Source organism: Microbacterium sp. SWDP-B6 (genome assembly GCF_059803615.1).
Genome location: NZ_JAPFGV010000006.1, coordinates 42,329 through 59,981, shown reverse-complemented (window position 1 = coordinate 59,981; position 17,653 = coordinate 42,329). Strand labels below are relative to the sequence as shown.

At 68.9% G+C, this 17,653-nt stretch carries 13 protein-coding genes; 7 read left to right on the top strand and 6 right to left on the bottom strand.

Translation table 11 applies throughout. The features are described from left to right. Positions 1-81 precede the first annotated feature (81 nt). The 4 genes from OPU70_RS09920 (at position 82) to OPU70_RS09905 (ending at position 4,257) form a co-directional block, all read left to right on the top strand. Entirely contained in the window at positions 82-1,869 is a 1,788-nt protein-coding gene (locus OPU70_RS09920) for an ABC transporter ATP-binding protein (RefSeq protein WP_498557653.1), read from the top strand. Continuing rightward, positions 1,866-2,684, top strand: a complete 819-nt coding sequence (locus OPU70_RS09915) for an energy-coupling factor transporter transmembrane component T (RefSeq protein WP_475433628.1) — start codon at positions 1,866-1,868, stop codon at positions 2,682-2,684. The genes OPU70_RS09920 and OPU70_RS09915 overlap by 4 nt, the downstream gene beginning before the upstream one ends. Positions 2,685-2,695: 11 nt before the next feature. Next, positions 2,696-3,571, top strand: a complete 876-nt coding sequence (locus tag OPU70_RS09910) for a siderophore-interacting protein (protein ID WP_498557652.1) — start codon at positions 2,696-2,698, stop codon at positions 3,569-3,571. A gap of 110 nt (positions 3,572-3,681) precedes the next feature. Beyond that, entirely contained in the window at positions 3,682-4,257 is a 576-nt protein-coding gene (locus OPU70_RS09905; protein WP_056375490.1) for an ECF transporter S component, read from the top strand. Positions 4,258-4,481: 224 nt separating this feature from the next. On the opposite strand, the gene OPU70_RS09900 is transcribed toward OPU70_RS09905, so the two are convergent. Beyond that, positions 4,482-5,645, bottom strand: coding sequence for an acyl-CoA dehydrogenase family protein (locus OPU70_RS09900; RefSeq protein ID WP_042537950.1), 1,164 nt, complete (start codon positions 5,643-5,645; stop codon positions 4,482-4,484). A gap of 163 nt (positions 5,646-5,808) precedes the next feature. Beyond that, positions 5,809-6,744, bottom strand: a complete 936-nt coding sequence (locus OPU70_RS09895; protein WP_042537952.1) for a M15 family metallopeptidase — start codon at positions 6,742-6,744, stop codon at positions 5,809-5,811. An 83-nt stretch (positions 6,745-6,827) separates the two neighbouring features. On the opposite strand from OPU70_RS09895, the gene OPU70_RS09890 reads away from it, so the two are divergent. Together OPU70_RS09890 and OPU70_RS09885 are read left to right on the top strand one after the other, a co-directional pair. Next, the gene (locus OPU70_RS09890; protein WP_498557651.1) at positions 6,828-7,889 is read left to right on the top strand and encodes an Rv2578c family radical SAM protein; all 1,062 of its coding nucleotides are present in this window, start codon (positions 6,828-6,830) and stop codon (positions 7,887-7,889) included. A 52-nt stretch (positions 7,890-7,941) separates the two neighbouring features. After that, positions 7,942-8,481, top strand: a complete 540-nt coding sequence (locus tag OPU70_RS09885) for a YaeQ family protein (RefSeq protein WP_042537956.1) — start codon at positions 7,942-7,944, stop codon at positions 8,479-8,481. A gap of 393 nt (positions 8,482-8,874) precedes the next feature. On the opposite strand, the gene OPU70_RS09880 is transcribed toward OPU70_RS09885, so the two are convergent. Next, entirely contained in the window at positions 8,875-11,202 is a 2,328-nt protein-coding gene (locus OPU70_RS09880; RefSeq protein WP_079113894.1) for a DEAD/DEAH box helicase, read from the bottom strand. 293 nt (positions 11,203-11,495) lie between these two features. Between OPU70_RS09880 and OPU70_RS09875 the strand changes: the two genes are divergently transcribed. Beyond that, positions 11,496-12,392, top strand: a complete 897-nt coding sequence (locus OPU70_RS09875; protein WP_056375485.1) for an aldose 1-epimerase family protein — start codon at positions 11,496-11,498, stop codon at positions 12,390-12,392. 121 nt (positions 12,393-12,513) lie between these two features. Here OPU70_RS09875 and OPU70_RS09870 read toward each other — a convergent pair whose 3' ends face one another. The 3 genes from OPU70_RS09870 to OPU70_RS09860 all read right to left on the bottom strand — a co-directional run bounded on the left by OPU70_RS09870 (position 12,514) and on the right by OPU70_RS09860 (position 17,634). Next, positions 12,514-15,735, bottom strand: a complete 3,222-nt coding sequence (locus tag OPU70_RS09870) for an efflux RND transporter permease subunit (RefSeq protein WP_042537960.1) — start codon at positions 15,733-15,735, stop codon at positions 12,514-12,516. 21 nt (positions 15,736-15,756) lie between these two features. Next, positions 15,757-16,347: a TetR/AcrR family transcriptional regulator gene (locus OPU70_RS09865; protein ID WP_042537962.1), complete on the bottom strand. Its 591-nt coding sequence runs from the start codon at positions 16,345-16,347 to the stop codon at positions 15,757-15,759. 117 nt (positions 16,348-16,464) lie between these two features. Then, positions 16,465-17,634 (bottom strand): Gfo/Idh/MocA family protein, encoded by a 1,170-nt coding sequence (locus OPU70_RS09860; RefSeq protein ID WP_309693506.1) that lies wholly within the window; start codon positions 17,632-17,634, stop codon positions 16,465-16,467. Between the last annotated feature and the right edge of the window lie 19 nt (positions 17,635-17,653).

Sequence of the window (17,653 nt, the reverse complement as noted above, 5' to 3'; positions counted from 1 at the left end):
CGCGCGATCCGGCGCGTGGCGATTCAGGTAAGGCTCAGCTAAGTTAGAACGGTACCGATCCGCCGAAACCGGGGTTATGCCGTGCGCTCATCCGCGCCCCTTCTCAGCGTGCGTGACCTCTCGATCACCCACGCCGGTGCGGTGCGCCCCTCGCCCCACGACGTCACGTTCGACATCGGCACCGGTGAGGTCGTGCTGCTCCTCGGCCCTTCCGGTTCGGGCAAGTCGACGCTCACGCTCGCACTCAACGGGCTCGTCCCGCATGCCGTGCCGGCGACCATGACGGGCGCGGTCGACGCCGGCGGCGTCAGCACGGCCGAAGCCGACACCGCGTCGTTGAGCACCCACGTCGCGATGGTCTTCCAAGACCCGGATGCGCAGATCGTCACCGGCACCGTCTACGACGAGGTCGCGTTCGGACCCGAGAATCTGCTGCTCCCCCTCGACGAGGTGCACACGAGGACAGCGGACGCTCTCGGTCGCGTCGGCCTGTGGGAGCGACGGGACGAGAACCCCGACCGGCTGTCGGGCGGCGGGCGTCAGCGCCTCGCGATCGCCTGCGCACTGGCCATGGGGTCGCCCCTGATCGTGCTCGACGAGCCGACCGCGAACCTCGACCCGCAGGGCATCGACGATGTCTATACCGCACTGACCGATGTGGTCGCCGCCGGCGATCGGGCCATCCTGCTCGTCGAGCACAACCTCGACGCGGCGATGGGCTTCGTCACCCGCACGATCGTGCTCGACCGTGCCGGACGCGTGGCGTTCGACGGCCCGGCGGCCGAGATCATCCGCACACACGCCCCCGAGCTCATGGCCATGGGGGTCTGGTTGCCGGGTGCGACTCTGGCTGCTCTGCGGATGCAGGATGCGGGGGCGCACTTCGACGAACTCCCCCTCACCCCCTCCGAGCTCGCCGCGGCGCTGACCGTGACGCGGGTGAACCACCTGCAGAGCCCGGGCGCGGCCTCGTCCGCCGCCTCCCGCCCGAACCGTCTGCAGGACCGAGGCACGGATGCAGGACCAGACGACGCTGTTTCGCCCGACGTTCGTGCCACGGTCCTGCAGACGGACGCAGGTCGCGGCTCGACGACCGAGACCGGCGACACCGCACCGATCATCAGCGCCCGCGGTCTCACCGTGCGCCGCCACCGCACCGAGATCCTGCACGGCATCGATCTCGACATCGAGCCGGGAACCCTCACCGCGATCATCGGCACCAACGGCGCAGGCAAGACCACCCTGCTGCAGGCGCTGGCCGGAGTCGTGCCGCCGCCGAAGCGCCAGGTGACGGTCGACGGCATCGACCCCGGCTCGGCGTCGCCGCGTGAGCTCGCGAGCCGCATCGGGTTCGTGTTCCAGAACCCCGAGCACCAGTTCATCGCCCACACGGTGTTCGACGAGCTGGCACACGGGCTTCGACTGCGGCACACCCCGGATGCCGAGACGCGCGAGCGCGTCGATGCCATGCTCGCCCGCTTCGGACTCGAAGCCAAGGCCGACGTGCACCCGTTCCTGCTGTCGGGCGGAGAGAAGCGACGCCTCTCGGTCGGCACGGCTCTCATCACCCGTCCGCAGGTGCTGGCGCTCGACGAGCCGACCTTCGGTCAGGATCGCGCGCGGGCCTCCGAGCTCCTCGCGCTGCTGCGCGATCTGCGCGCTGAGGGAACGACGATCGTCATCGTGACCCACGACCTCCAGCTCGTCGCCGAGCACACGTCGCACACCGTCATCCTCAAGGACGGTCGAGTGCACGCCGCCGATCGCACCGACGAGCTCTTCCGCGATGAGGCGGCGTTCGTCGAGGCGGGGCTCCGACTCCCGGCGCTGCAGCGCGTGCTGGCCGAAGCGGGGCAGGCGATCGCATGAGCGCGCACGTCTTCGACCCGTACGCCGCCGTCTCGGCATCCTCTCCGCGCCAGTTCCTCTATGCGCTCAACCCGCTGGCGAAGGTCGCCGGAGTCGCCCCGGCCATGGTGCTGCTGATCTTCGTGCGCGACCTCGCGACACCCGCCGCCTTCCTGGTGCTGTCCCTCGCGCTGATCGTCGCGGGTTCCCGCGTGACCTGGCGCACGGCCGCGCTGCTGTTCGTCGCGCTGCCGATCGGCATGCTCGCGATCGGCGTCGGGTTCTCGCTGTGGGTCGATGCGTCGCTCGTCGACGACACCCGTGCCGCGCTGCAGATCGGCGAGTGGACGCTGTACCGAGGCGCTCTTGAGATCGGTTTCGCCACCGCCCTCCGACTCGGTGCGATCGTCGCCCTGGCCCTCGTCGGCGGCCTGACCACCACCGGCCCCGACCTCGTGCGCGCCAGCGTGCAGCAGCTGCGCGTGCCCTACCGGATCGGCTACACGGCCCTCGCCGCCTTCCGCTTCGTGCCGCGCTTCGGCCACGAGCTCGCTGTGATCCGTGCCGCGCATCGGGTGCGCGGTCATCACGGCGGCAGCGGTCCGTTCGCGCGCATCGCCCGAGGCTGGGGCTACATCGTGCCGCTGCTCGCCGGAGCGATCCGCCACGCCGAGCGCGTCGCTCTCGCCATGGACTCCCGCGCCTTCGGCGCCCACCCGACACGCACCGAGCGTCATCTCGTGCCGTTCCGCACCCGCGACACCGTCTTCATCATCGCGTCGATCGCCGCATCCGCCGCGATCTTCGTGCTCTTCTTCCCCTGGCAGCTGCCCTGAAAGGCGCCCGCATGGCATACAGCAAACTGGTCAAGCCCGAATCGTCCGAGCTCATCCACCTCAGCGTGCTGCGCACCCAGCGCCTCTCCGAGCACTGGATGAGAGTCACCCTCGGGGGAGGCGAGATCAAGAAGTTCCACCCGATGGGATTCGACCAGTGGTTCCGACTGTTCCTGCCGATCGGCGGCGACGCGGGCCTCGACCGGGTGCCCGCGAAGGCGAACAAGATGTTCGGGTATCTCAAGTTCCTGCGCATCCCCGACGGCGAACGCCCCGTCATGCGCAACTACAGCGTGCGCGCACACCGCCCGGCGACGGCGGAGTCGGGCGCCGAGATCGACGTCGACTTCGTGCTGCACGGGTCTGCGGCCGACGGCACGGCCGGCCCCGCCTCGCGATGGGCGGAGACCTGTGCGCCCGGCGAGCACGTGCTGATCATCGACGAAGGATTGACGTTCAACCCGCAGCGCGGAACGGACCGCGTCGTGCTGGTCGGCGACGAGACGGCGCTGCCGGCGATCGCCTCGATCTGCGCGTCGCTGCCCGCGCACGCCACGGGCACGGCGATCATCGAGGTGCCGTCCGAGGAGGACGCGCTCGACTTCCCGCATCCGGCCGGTGTCGACCTGGTCTGGCTGGTGCGCCCGCACGAGTTCGACCCCGGGTCTTTCGCTCTGGCTCGACTGCGCGAGCTGACGCTCCCCGACGCGCCGTTCCACGCCTACGCGGCGGGCGAGCAGTCGCTCGCATCCGGTGCGCGCAAGCACCTCGTGGGCGAGCGCGGCGTAGACAAGAACGACGTCAGCTTCTGCGGGTACTGGAAGATCGGCGCTGCGTCGCCGACGTCGAAGGCAGCCCGCGAAGCGGCAGCGGAGCCCCTCGCATGAGCGGCGCGGATGGCATGACCGGAGCGGATGCCGCGGACTCGAACCCCTACGCGGATTCGGCCCCCGACGGTGGTGAGCGGTCAAAAACGCATCCGAAATCGCCTTCTGGGATGCAGAATCGACCACCCACCGGCGGCGGACGCTCGCGCTTCCGGTTCCCGACGGCGATCCTCCTGACATGTGCCGCGCTCGGTGTCGCCGGTGGAGCGCTGCTCGCGCCGGCGAACTGGATCTCGACGATCCTCTTCCCCGGTCTCCCGTTCGTCAGCGTCGGGCTCGCCGGACTCTGGCTGCTCCCCTCGGTCATCGCCCTGCGTCTGCTGCGCCGCCCTCTCGTCGGCCTGCTGGTGGGCCTGCTGGCCGGACTCGTCATCGTCCCGTTCTCGGGATACGGCTTCAGCAGCGTCGCCACCAACCTCTGGTGGGCGGCATTCACCGAGCTGCCGTTCCTCTTCGTGCTCTGGCGCTACTGGGGAACCTGGTTGCACTATCTCGGCGCCGCGATCGTCGGCATCGTCTACCCGGTGCTCGCCTGGACTTCGTTCAACCTCGGCAGCTTCGAGCTGCCCCTGCAGGTCACGTTCTTCGCCGTGACCCTCGCCAGCTGCCTCGGGGCGACTGCACTCGGCATCCTGATCGCCGACCGCCTGCGCAAGGCCGGCGTGGGAGCACGGCTGCCCCGCTGACCGGGGCAGGACCCCGTCAGGTGCCTGTCGTCCGGACACAGCTTCGGATGCCGACTCGCGGCGTGCCGTGCTCCGGCATCCGGTTCCGGTGCGTCGCTCTTGCCCGCGGAATATGTGCGGAGCGAAGCCGATCCACTCGCCCACGAGCCGACTCGGGGTGGACCCGGCACCACGAGAAAGGGCCCCGGATGCCGACATCCGGGGCCCTTCGAATCTTCGATGCGTCAGCGCTTGCCGACGATCTGACGACCGACGAGGTCGCGCATGATCTCGTTCGTGCCGCCGTAGATGCGGTGCACGCGGGCATCGGTGAAGGCCCGGGCGATCGGGTACTCCATGATGTAGCCGTAGCCGCCGTGCAGCTGCACGCCCATGTCGAGCACCTCCCACTCGCGCTCGGTCGCCCAGAACTTGACCTTCGCGGCGTCCTCGGCGCTGAGCGTGCTGTTCTTGTAGGCGAGCAGTGCGCGATCGATGTACGCCCACATCGCGTCGGTGGTCGCCGCCATGTCGGCGAGCCGGAAGCGGGTGTTCTGGAAGTCGGCGATGCGCTCGCCGAACGCCTCGCGGTCCTTCGTGTAGGCGACGGTCCAGTCGAGGGCGGCCTGAGCGGCCGCGGCCGCGGCGACGCCGATCGAGAGGCGCTCGAGCGGCAGGTTGAGCATCAGCTGGATGAAGCCCTGCCCCTCCTTGCCGCTGATGAGGTTCTCGTCGGGGATGAACACGTCGGTGAAGCTGAGCTCAGCCGTGTCCCAGCCGTGGAAGCCCATCTTGCTGAGCTTCTTGCCCTGGTCGAAGCCCTCCATGCCCTTCTCGACGAGCAGCAGGCTGAAGGCGTCGGGACGGTTGCCCTCGCCGGTCTTGACGAAGGTCACGACGACGTCGGCCGTCGAGCCGGAGGAGATGAACGTCTTCGCGCCGTTGAGGATGTAGCCGCCGTCGACCTTCTTGGCGTTGGTCTTGATGCCGCGCAGGTCGGAGCCGGCGCCGGGGTCGGTCATGGCGAGCGCACCCAGAACCTCGCCGGTGGCCATGCGGGGCAGCCACTTCTCCTTCTGCTCCTGCGTGCCCATGTGCACGAGGTACGGAACAGCCAGATCGTCCTGGATGCCGAAGGCGCCGGCCAGCGAACCCGCGCCGGAGGCGATGACCTCCTCCATCACGACCGTGCGGAATCGGTAGTCCTGCAGCATCCCGGCTCCGCCGAACTCCTCGGGCACTGACAGTCCGATCAGGCCCGCCTCGCCCGCCGCCAGCATGGTCGCCCGGTCGATCTCACCCGCGGCATCCCACCGCTCGATCGCCTCGTTGCTCACGTGGCGCTTGACGAAGTCCTTGACGAGGTCGCGGAATGCCTCGTGATCCTCTTCGTAGATGTCGCGTTCCATTGCGTCCTCCTGAACGTTCGTGCGTCTTTGCTCCGGCGATTCTATGCCGGGTCGCCGACACCACGACAGCCCGTTGTGAGAATGCATCCCACAATCCGTGGGACTGGGTACCGCGATTGTCGGATGCCGCAATCGGGCCGATCCGGACATGCGCGAGACGCGGTCAGTGGGTGTAATCGGGAGCGGCGGGGAGCCCGAAGAACTCCTCCAGCGTGTGATATCCGCCCTGATGGTAGGCGGCCGCGAGCTCGCGTCCGAGGTAGCGCAGATGCCACGGCTCCGGCTTGTACCCGGTGATCCCCGAACCGATCTGCTCGTATCGGACGATGAAGCCGTATTCCCAGGCGTTCGCCGCGATCCACTCGCCCTGCACGGTCGCCCCGAACGACTCGATGGCTCCGCACGACGAGTCGCAGGCCACGAGATCGAGTGCGAGCCCGGTCTGATGCTCGCTGTGCCCGGCACGCGCCGACGAGGCATCCGCCCCCGCCTGGCCGCTGTTGCGCACATGCGATGCGTGGGTCGCGACCTGCAGGTCGTATGACCGGTAGCCGTTGTTCGCGCCGATGCGGCCCGCTCCCTCGGCGGCGGCGGCATCGGCCATCTCTCCGACTGCCGCGGCGACGTCTGTGCGGGCCTGCCCCGAGCGAGTCGTCATCTGCAGCGGAAGGTCGGCGAGGGACGAAGGCGCGAAAGAGAGCGGAGCGAGGGGACGCGCCTTGTTCACGACCACCCAGACATGAGCGGGGTCGTCGAGCGCGATGCAGGGCGCGTTGCCCGCGACGACGGCGGCCCGGAAGCTCTCGCCGCCGCCGAAGCCGGCGATGATCGCCGAATCGTCGGCGACCGCTATCGCCTCGAGCACGCTCGGCTCCGAACACGGATCGGCCGCGGTGGTCGCACCGACCTCGACCGCCGGCACCTCCTGCACCACCAGCGGCTCCGGCATCGCCATCTCCGCGGGCGCGGATGCGGCGATGGGCGCGCCCGCGATCGACAGCAGGACGCCGATCGCCGTCACCGCAAGACCGATGGGCAAGGCGGGTCCGCGGATCGGAGAGCGCTGTGCCGCATGCTGAGGCTGCGGCGGGAAGAACATGCTTCCATTGTCCCTTAAGTCCGATCGAACAGAACTCCCACCCCGGGTTGACGTTCCATCGTAAGTATGTTCGAATTATCGGCATGCGGTGGCAAGGGCAGAAACTCGGCGATGTCGATGACGCCGCCCTGCCCGGCCTCGAGGCACGCACAGGGGTGCTCCGCACGGTGACCACTCCCGACTTCGCGGGCATGACGTTCCATGAGGTGCTGTCGAAGTCCGCGCTCAACCATGTTCCCGGCGCATCGCGCATGCCGTTCGCCTGGACCATCAACCCGTATCGCGGATGCAGTCACGCGTGTGTCTACTGCTTCGCTCGGGGCACCCACGAATACCTCGATCTCGATGGCGGCTCGGACTTCGACTCTCAGATCGTCGTGAAGGTGAACGTCGTCGAAGTGCTGGAGAGAGAGCTGCGCAAAGGCAGCTGGGAGCACGAGACCGTCGCTCTGGGGACGAACACCGACCCGTATCAGCGCGCCGAGGGCCGGTACAAGCTGATGCCGGGGATCATCGACGCCCTCGCCGCGTCGGGCACCCCGATGTCGATACTCACCAAGGGAACGCTGATCCGGCGAGACATCCCGTTGCTGGCGAAGGCGGCCCAGCGGGTGCCCGTCGACATCCAGATGTCGATCGCGATGTACGACGACGAGCTGCAGAAGGCGATCGAACCGGGCACCCCGACGACGCAGGCTCGACTCGACACGGTGCGAGCGCTCCGGGATGCGGGCTTCAGGGTGACCGTGTTCCTGATGCCGATCATGCCCCACATGACGGACTCCGTCGAGGCCATCGACACAGCGCTGCGACGCATCAAGGAGGCGGGAGCGAATCGCGTCATCTACGGCGCTCTCCACCTGCGCGCCGGCGTGAAGCCCTGGTTCATGCAGTGGCTCGGCGAGTTCCGTCCCGACCTGGTCTCGTCGTACCGTGGACTGTATCCGGGCGTCTCGGCCGAGGCACCCAAGGGCTATCGCCAATGGCTCGCCAAGCGGGCGCGGCCGCTCATCAGGCTGCACGGGCTCGACGGCCAGCACGAAGACGACTACCCGGTGCGCGGCATCCGGGCGTCCGCGCCGCACGGACGCCCGGCGCCGGCGTTCACCCCGTCGCCCGCCCCTGCGCAGCCGATGCTGTTCTGAGGGAACAGGACGCGTCGGCGGCCAGCGCCCCGGGCGCGTAGGCTCGGACGATATGGCTATCGGCTCCACCATGCACACGTTCGAAGTCCAACTGGCCGACATGGATCGCGGTGTGTACGACGACTTCTCGCTGCGTGCGGCACGGCATCCGTCGGAGACCGATGCGTACATGCTCACCCGCGTGCTCGCTTACGGTCTCGAATTCGCAGAAGGCATCGCATTCGGCGGCGGGATCTCGCAGACCGACGAGCCGGCCGTCCTCGTCCGCGACCTCACCGGCCAGATCACGGCCTGGATCGAGATCGGAGCGCCCGATGCCGAGCGCCTGCACTACGGCAGCCGACTGGCAGAGCGCACCGTCGTCTACACGCATCGCGATCCCGCGAAGGTCATGGCCCCCTGGGCAGACAAGCGCATCCACCGCTCGGAGGACATCCGGGTCTTCAGCTTCGATGCGGGGTTCATCGACTCCGCCGCACCGCTCATCGAGCGCCGCAACACCATGACGCTCACCGTCACGGAGCAGGTGCTTTACCTCGACCTCAACGGCACGACGTTGACCACAGCGATCCACGAGCACCAGCTCGGCTGAGCGCAGGGCGGAGGGCTGCGCTTCTGGGAGGACGACTGCGCTTCGGGCGGAGGACTGCGCTTCGGGCGGACGACTGCGCTTCCGGCGGAGGACTGCGCTTCGGGCGGACGACTGCGCTTCGGGCGGAGGACTGCGCTTCCGGCGGACGACTGCGCTTCGGGCGGACGACTGCGCTTCCGGCGGACGATTCCGACCGATGAGTCCTCCCGAGGCGCAGATCTCCTCCCGAAGACGTCGCCCCACGCGCCGAAGCAGATCACACGCGCCGAAGAGGGCGGGACCCCACGCCCCGTGCCGCCGATCCGGCGACGCACACAGCCCCGGCGAACCGGACGAACATGACGAAGGCCCTGCCCCCGCGGATGCGGGGACAGGGCCTTCGTCGGCGGCGGATCAGGCCGTGAGGTCTGACGCGGTCGGCATGCGACCGGCGATCTCCTCGATCAGGTCGTCGTTCAGACGAGCGTTCTCGAACGGAGCGTCGATCTCGGCGCGCTGCAGCAGCTCGGTCATGCGACGCTGACGCTGACGCGTGATCAGCGTGACGACGCGGCCCGAGCGACCGGCGCGACCGGTGCGGCCCGAGCGGTGCAGGTACGTCTTGTACTCGTCGGGTGCGTCGGCCTGGACGACCAGATCGATGTCGTCGACGTGGATGCCGCGGGCGGCGACGTCGGTGGCGACGAGCACGTTCACGCGGCCCGACGTCAGACGCTCGAGGTTGCGCGTGCGCTTGGCCTGGTTGAGGTCACCGTGCAGCGAGACCGCGGGGATGCCGGCGTCGTCGAACTGCTCGGCGAGCATGTCGGCATACGCACGGGTGCGGGCGAAGACGAGGGTCTTGCCCGCGCGATCGACCAGCGACGTGAGGATGTCGGCCTTGTCGCGGTGCTCGATGACGAGCACGCGGTGCTCGATGGTGCTCGATTCCTGATCTTCACCTGCGACCTCGTAGACGGCCGGGTCGACGAGGAACTCGTCGACGAGGGCCGCGACCTCACGGTCGAGCGTGGCCGAGAAGAGGAGCTTCTGGCTGCCGTCGGCCGTGTGACGCAGGATGCGCTGCACGGGCTCGACGAATCCGAGCTCGCACATGTGGTCGGCCTCGTCGAGAACGGCGATCCGGCAGTCCGAGAGGTCGAGCTTGCCCTGGTTGATCAGGTCCTCGATGCGACCGGGTGTGCCGATGACGATGTCGACGCCCTTCTTCAGCGCGCCCACCTGGCGGCCCTGGGGCACGCCACCGTAGATCTGCGTGGTGAAGAGGCCGACGCTGCGGGCGATCGGCTGGATCGTGCCGTCGATCTGCAGCGCGAGCTCGCGCGTCGGAGCGAGGATGATCGCGCGGGGCTTGCGGCCGAATTCGCGGCGCTTGCCCGCCTGCGACTGCAGCACACGCTCGACGAGCGGAGCACCGAACGCGATGGTCTTTCCCGAGCCGGTGCGACCGCGGGCGAGGACATCGCGACCCTTGAGCACTGCCGGGATGCTGGCAGCCTGGATCGGGAACGGCGTCGCCGCGCCCATGCCGGCGAGGGTCTCGACGATGTTGGATCCGAGACCGAGGTCGCCGAAGGTCACACCGTCGACCTCGACGGCCGCCACGGACTTCGCCTCGAGGCGCTCGTGCACGACGTCGTCGGTCGGCTCGAACTTCTTGGCGGGGGCCGCACTCGATGTGGCGTTCCAGTCGTTGCGGCTGGGGCGCTCGTTGCGCGACGGCCGTCCACGGGTGTCCGACGTCAGCGGGCGGGGACGATCGGTGCGGTACGCGCCACCGGTCGAGGGACGCGAACGCTCGTCGCGGCCACCCTCGATCGAACGCTGAGTGCGGTCACGGTCGAAGGCACGACGCGCACGGTCGGCGTCGTAGGAGCGCTCAGAACGCTCGGCACCGCCACGGTCATCACGGCGCGGGCCTGCGCCACGGTCGTCGCGACGAGGACGGTCGTCACGGTCGAAGCGGGGACGCTCGGATGCTGCGCGGTCGAAGCGCGGACGCTCGGATGCGCCGCGGTCGTCGCGGTTGAAGCGCGGACGCTCGGAAGCGCCGCGGTCGTCGCGCTGCGGGCGGTCGTCGCGGTTGAAGCGCTGGCCACCGCGGTCGTCGCGGAAGCCACCGGAACGCTGGTCACGGCGGTCGTCGCGACCCGGACGTCCGCCGTCGCGGTGATCGCCATCGCGGAAGCCCTGGCGCTGCGTGCCGGCACCGCGGTCGTCACGGCGCGGACGCTCGTCACGATGGCCGCCGCGCTCATCACGGTACGTGCCGGGACCGGTCGGACGCTGTCCGCCGCGGTCATCGCGGCGCGGACGGTCGAAGCCCGCGGAGGAGCGGTCGTTGTAGCGCGGACGGTCGTCACGGCTGTGCGGTGCCTCACGGCGACCCGACTCGGCACGGTTGCGGATGCCGCGCGACTCGTCGCGACCCGCACGCTCCTGCGACGACCAGCGCTGCTTGGGTGCGGCGCCCTCTTCGGCCGGGCGGTAGCCGCGGTGGCCGACGCTGCGGCTGCCGGGACGACGGTCGTATCCGGCCGCGGGAGTGCGCCGCTCACCGGCATCCGCACGTCCACCGCGTGCATCACGCGAATCGCGGGTGTCGCGCGCGCCGTCACGGCCACCGTTGTGGCGGTCGTGGAACGACGTCTTGTTCGCGCCGTAACGCGGCTCGAAGTTGGCGGAGGGGCGTCCGCCGCGGGGCTTCTTGTTCTTGGGCATGAGTGTGTCCTTCTGAGTTCTCGCCACGAGAACGGCGCCGCGCACACGCGCGGTACCCTGCGCGCGGTGGGATGCGACCACGCGGGGTTTCCGGACTGTCAGCGGCCGGGGCCATTCATGTGATGGTTGATTAGCGTCGAGCGACGCTCACCATCGGCCCCTGGACTCACACTTCTTACACAAAAACGTCCGCGCACTGCGCGGGTGTCCGAAGCCGACGCATCAAGTGTAGCGGTCGCACCTGAAAGACTCCCCTGCCCCATGGCGGATGCGGGTCGCCATACGATTGCGGAGTGAACTCCGCATCCCCCACCGGCACACAGGTGCACCTCCAGCTCGGCGACGTCAGCGCTCAGATCGCGCAGGTCGGCGCCTCGCTCCGCTCCCTCCGCATCGGCGCTGTCGATCTGATCGCTCCGTATCCGCTCGACTCGCCCACCCCCTCCTGCTCCGGCGTGGTGCTCGCGCCCTGGCCGAACCGGGTCAGGGACGGACTCTGGAACGACGAGGGCACCGAGCGGCAGCTGGCGATCACCGAGCCGAAGTTCGGCAACGCGAGTCACGGCCTGCTGCGTTTCGCGGCCTACGACATCGCGGATTCCGCGTCGGCGACGACGCTGAGCGCGACGATCTTCCCGCAGACGGGCTACCCGTATCTGATCGAGACGAGTGTCACCTACGTGCTGCGCGCCGACGGGATCGACGTGACGCACGCGCTGACCAACCGCTCTGCCACCGAAGCACCGGTCGCGCTCGGCACGCACCCGTTCCTCACGATCGGCGACGTGGATCCCCATGACCTCGTGCTGCGGGTTCCGGCGCAGACTGCCATCGACACCGACGAGCGCATGCTGCCCGTGGGCACGCGCCCGGCCGAGGGGGCGCTTCGCGACGGCGTGCGCCTCGGCGACATCACTCTCGACACCGGGTTCACCGACCTCGAGCGCGACGCCGACGGACTCGTTCGTCACTCACTCACCGCACCCGACGGGCGTCGACTCACCCTCTGGCAGGGTGCGGCATTCGACGTCGTGCAGGTCTACACGACCGACAAGTATCCGGGGCAGTCCCTCGCCGTCGCGATCGAGCCCATGACCGCGCCGGCCGATGCACTGAACAGCGGAGTCGGCCTGCGCCGCCTGAATCCCGGTGAGACCTGGACCCTCGAATGGGGCATCACGCTCGACTGAACTCGACTGACCTCGACCGCCCCGGTTCACAACTCAGCAAGAAACGCGCCGATGCCCGCCCGGAAACGCTTCCGGGCGGGCATCGAGCTCAGTCGTGCTGAATCGTGGACGGCGGATGCGGCTACTCGCCGCGCTCGCGAAGCTCGCGCCGCGTCAGCTGGTTCGCGTGCGGCCACTCCGAGGCCGGAGCGGCACCGCCACTGGAGGCACCCGCAAGCGCCAGGCCATCGGCAGGCACGGGCCCGTCCGACGGCTCGGCATCCTTCGTCGGCGCAGACCCGTCGTCACCCGAACCCGCCTTACGGGCCCGGCGTCGCTCTTTCGCACCCTCCACGAGGTTGTAGAGCGTCGGCAGCACGATCAGCGTGAGCACGGTCGACGAGAGGAGTCCGCCGATCACCACGATCGCGAGCGGCTGCGAGATGAAGCCGCCATGACCCGTGATGCCGAGCGCCATCGGTGTCAGCGCGAGGATCGTCGCGAGCGCTGTCATGAGAATGGGTCGCAGACGCTTCTCGCCACCGGCCTTCACGGCGTCGATGGTCGACAGCCCCTTCTCCCGGTACTGGTTCACGAGGTCGATGAGCACGATCGCGTTCGTCACCACGATGCCGATGAGCATCAGCACACCGATCAGCGACGCGACACCGAGCGGCACTCCCGTGACGATCTGCAGCAGGATGGCGCCCGTCGCCGCGAACGGCACCGACACGAGCAGCAGCAGCGGCTGCCGCAGCGACTTGAAGGTCGCGACCATGACGACGTAGACGATCAGGATCGCGGCGAGCATCGCGAGTCCGAGCTGCGAGAACGAGTCGGCCTGCTGCGAGGCGACTCCGCCGACCTCGGCCGATGCGCCGTCAGGCAGGTCGACCGCAGCGAGCGCCTCGGTGACCGACTGGGTCGCCACGGCGAGGTTGTCGGATGCCGGGGGCACCGTGATCGTGGCGGTGCGGCGTCCCTGCTCGGTGGTGATCGAGGTCGGGCCGTTGCGCTCCTCGACGGTGGCGATGTCCTGCAGCTGCACCACACCGGTCGCGCTCGGGACGGCCAGCTCGCGCAGGGCCTGCGCGGTGGTCGGCGGCTCGGACGCCGCGAGGTAGACCGTCAGCGCGGTGTCGTCGATCTCGACGGTTCCGACCTGCTCCGGGCGCATCGTGTTCGAGACGATCGATCCGACGGCCACTTCGGACAGTCCGCGCTGCGCCGCGGCGTCGCGGTCGACGACCACGGCGAGGTAGGGCAGCGCTGCGGCGAGGTTGTCGGTGACCTGTCCGATGCCGTCTCGACCGTCGAGCTCGTCGATGACGGCGGTCGTCGCGGTCTGCAGGTCTTCGGAGTCGGATGCCGAGACCGTGATCTCGATGTCGCTCGAGCCGAGTCCGGCAGACGCGGCGACCGACACCTCTCCGACGTCGGTGAGTCCCTCGATGGCATCCTGCACATCGGCGCGGAGCTTCTCCTGGTCGGCATCCGCGTCGGTGAGCACCGAGTAGGTCACGCCGGCTCCGCCGGAGAACGCGTCGCGCAGAGCGGATCCGCTCGAGCCGATCGAGGCCTGCACGTGGGTGATGCCGTCGATGTCGAGCAGCGCGTCCTCGACGGCGATCGCCGCCTCCGACTTGGTCTCGAGGCTCGCGGTCGGACCGAGGTCCTGCGTGACGGTCATGGTGTTCTGGCCCGAGTCGCTGAGGAAGTTGATCTTCATCAGCGGTGCGGCGGCGAGCGTCGCGCCGAGTACGACGACCGCGAGGATCACGGTCAGCCCGGAGTGCTTCAGCGTCCACCCGAGGATCGGGCGGTATGCCTTCTGGAGCCGCGTCGGCGGCGCGTCGGGGTCTTCCGGGTCGATCTGCACGCCGTTCTCGTCGAGCAGCGGCTTGCCCGGGCGGAGGAACCAGTAGGCGAGCACCGGCACGATGGTCAGCGACACCAACAGTGAGGCGACCATCGCGATCGACACCGTCATGGCGAACGGCCGGAAAAGCTCGCCGACCATGTCACCGACGAACACGATCGGCAGGAACACGGCGACCGTGGTGATGGTCGACGAGGTGACGGCCATCGCCACCTCGCGCACGGCCAGCCGGATCGCGTCTCCCTTGTCGGCATCGCCGACGTAGTGCCTCTTGATGTTCTCGATCACGACGATCGAGTCGTCGACCACGCGGCCGATCGCGATCGTGAGCGCGCCGAGGGTGAGGATGTTCAGCGAGTACCCGAACGCCTGCAGACCGATGAAGGTGATCAGCACGCTGGTCGGGATGGAGATCGCCGTGACCAGCGTCGAGCGGATCGACATCAGGAACACGAGGATGACGATCACGGCGAAGACGAGTCCGAGCAGGCCCTCTGTGGCGAGGGTCTCGATGGACTGCTGGATGAAGGGCGCCTGGTCGAAGATGATCGTGAACTTCGCGTCGGGGAACGCCTCTTCGAGCGTGTCGAGCGCGGCGATGACCCCCTGCGACACCTCGACGGTGTTCGCCGCCGGCAGCTTGGTGATCGAGATCGACAGGGCGTCCTTGCCGTCGACGCGCGAGATCGACGAGACGGGGTCGGTCTCCTGCACGACGGTGGCGACATCGCCGATCGTCTCGCTCGTGCCGACGAGCGGCAGCGCCGCCAGCTCATCGACAGACGTGATCTTCGCACCGGTCTGCACGGTGAGCGTCTGACCGTTCTCGGTGATGTCGCCGCCGGGGAACAGCGTGCCGTTCTGCTGCAGCGCCGTGGTGATGGCCTGCGTGCTCTGACCGACCGCCGCGAGCTTCGCGACGTCGGGCGTGATCGTGATGCGCTGGCCGACGCCGCCGATGATCTCCGCGGCGTTGACGCCGTCGACGTCCTCGAGCTCGGGGATCGCGACGTTCTGCAGCTCCGCCTGCGCGTTCTCGGCATCCTCGAAGCCGGTCACGGCGACCTGGATCACCGGGAAGTCGTCGATCGACACCGTCAGCACCTGCGGGCTCACGTCTTCGGGAAGCTGACCCGAGATGCGGTTGATCGCCTGCTGGATCTTCTGCTCTGCCGTCGCGAGGTTCGTTCCGTAGGCGAACGTCGCCTGCACGATCGAGGCGTTCGTTGTGCTGGTGGCAGTGGTGCCTTCGAGGCCCGGAACACCCTGGATCGCCGACTCGATGGGCGTCGAGACGTCGTTCTCGACGACCTCGGGCGAGGCGCCGGGGTAGGTCGTCATGACCATCAGGTTGGGCAGCTCGAGCGACGGGATGAGCTCCTGCTTGAGGTTCGTCAGAGCGAGCCCGCCGAACACGGCGGCGACGATCGTGATCAACGCGATCAGTGCGCGGTTCTTGAGGCTCAGGACGGCGAGGTTCGACAAGGCGGGTTCTCTCTCTGCTGATCAGGCGGATGCTGCGGCGGTGGATGCTGAAGTGGACGCCTGAGGAGTGAGGATCCCGGCGAGGGCGTCGCGGATGAGCTCTTCGTCGAGCGGCTCGTCGTGGATCTGAGAGTGCCAGAGTACGCCGTCGATGAAGACGGCTGCGGCCCTGGCCCTGTCCACTCCGTGAACGGGGGCGATGAAGCCGACGATCTCGTCGGACCAGAGCCGGGCGAACTGTCGGACGCGCGGGTCGTGCACGGCCGCGGTGACGACGGCACGGTCGGCCTGCACCGCACGCGCGTCGTCGAGCCCTCGGCGCACCAGGCGGGCGATCCCCTCGGGCGTCACTCCCTCGATGATCACGGCTTGCCGGGTCGCGTCGATGCGCGCCTCGATCTCGACGGCCAACGCCCCGATCGCCGCCTCGCGCAGGTCGTCGAGGGTGGCGAAGTACTGGGTCGTCGAGCCGAGTGGAACCCCGGCGCGCGCGGCGACCTTGCGGTGGGTGAGAGCGTCGACGCCGATCTCGACGATCAGCTCGGCGGCCGCGGTGACGATCTCGCGACGGCGCGCTTCAGGGTCGCGGCGGCGGCGCGTGCCATCGCTCATTCCGGACCCCCAGCGATCACCCCTGTACGGGCGTACATGTACTTTTGTACATTCTGCATTCCGAACCTGAGGGTTCGCTCGGGGCGCCGCTGGTGCGACAGCTGCCGCTCGCGCCGCCTACTCGACCTGGCCGCGCTCGAAGTAGGCGACGAGGTCTTCGTCCAGCTGAGGGACCGTGATCGCCGAGCCGTCGCCGCGCAGCGACTCGGTGGCGAGGATCCCGGCCGCCACCGCTTCGCGCGCGGCCACCGGCGAGGTCTCGGTGGCTCCTCCGTCGCGCACGAAGCGCAGGAACTCGGCGACGAGCAGCGCGTCCGCCCCGTCGTGCCCTGCACCCTCCGACTCGGGGACGAGGAACGTCTCGTCGGCGTCGGCCGCACCGCGGTGACGGCGGTTCCACAACCTGACCTCGCTGCCGGCGGTGTCGCCGACGTTCTCGATGCGCCCCTCGGTGCCGATCACCGTGTAGTTGCGCCAGTAGTCGGGTGTGAAGTGGCACTGCTGGTACGAGGCGAGGATGCCACCGGACAGCCGCATGTTGACCATCGAGATATCCTCGACGTCTATCACCGGGTTGAGCCCGGTGAGCGACGTGGGCGGCCAGTTGTCGACGCTGAACCAGTCGGGCATGCGCTCGCCCGTGCGATCCCGCCGGTCGGTGATGTCGCCGTAGACACTGAGCTCGCCCATCGCGGCGACCTGCTCGGTGTAGGCACCCGCCAGCCAGTGGATGATGTCGATGTCGTGCGCCCCCTTCTGCAGAAGAAGACCTGTGGTCCGGCGGCGGTCGGCGTGCCAGTCCTTGAAGTAGTAGTCGCCTCCGTGCCCGACGAAGTGGCGCACCCACACGGCCTTGACATCACCGATCCGGCCGTCCTGGATGAGTCCGCGCATCAGCGTGATCACCGGCATGTGCCGCATGTTGTGGCCGATGTAGAGGCGGCTGCCCGTGCGGCGGGCGGTCTCGAGCATCGCGTCGGCGTCGGCGAGGTCGATCGCGAGCGGCTTCTCGCAGAACACCGCGACGCCCGCCTCGAGGGCCCGGATGCTGAGCGCCGCATGCGTGTCATCCGGCGTCAGCACCATCACGGCGTCGACACCCGAGGCGAGCAGCTCGTCGAGCGAGTCGGTGATGAGAGCATCCGGAAGGAGGCGTCGAGCGTCGTCGCGGGCGCGCTCCGACGGGTCGCAGACCGCGGTGATGCGCGACCCCTGGCCGGGGCGGTGCACCTCCTCGCGCAGTGTGGCGCGCGCGCCGAAGCCGATGATTCCGATGGTGAGATCCACGGTGGTCCTTCTGGGAGTC

Bases quoted from the DNA above. Each gene is read 5' to 3' on its own strand.
- OPU70_RS09915 (WP_475433628.1), top strand. From the start codon at position 1,866: ATGAGCGCGCACGTCTTCGACCCGTACGCCGCCGTCTCGGCATCCTCT.
- OPU70_RS09910 (WP_498557652.1), top strand. From the start codon at position 2,696: ATGGCATACAGCAAACTGGTCAAGCCCGAATCGTCCGAGCTCATCCAC.
- OPU70_RS09905 (WP_056375490.1), top strand. From the start codon at position 3,682: ATGCAGAATCGACCACCCACCGGCGGCGGACGCTCGCGCTTCCGGTTC.
- OPU70_RS09900 (WP_042537950.1), bottom strand. From the start codon at position 5,645: ATGGAACGCGACATCTACGAAGAGGATCACGAGGCATTCCGCGACCTC.
- OPU70_RS09895 (WP_042537952.1), bottom strand. From the start codon at position 6,744: ATGTTCTTCCCGCCGCAGCCTCAGCATGCGGCACAGCGCTCTCCGATC.
- OPU70_RS09890 (WP_498557651.1), top strand. From the start codon at position 6,828: ATGCGGTGGCAAGGGCAGAAACTCGGCGATGTCGATGACGCCGCCCTG.
- OPU70_RS09885 (WP_042537956.1), top strand. From the start codon at position 7,942: ATGGCTATCGGCTCCACCATGCACACGTTCGAAGTCCAACTGGCCGAC.
- OPU70_RS09880 (WP_079113894.1), bottom strand. From the start codon at position 11,202: ATGCCCAAGAACAAGAAGCCCCGCGGCGGACGCCCCTCCGCCAACTTC.
- OPU70_RS09865 (WP_042537962.1), bottom strand. From the start codon at position 16,347: ATGAGCGATGGCACGCGCCGCCGCCGCGACCCTGAAGCGCGCCGTCGC.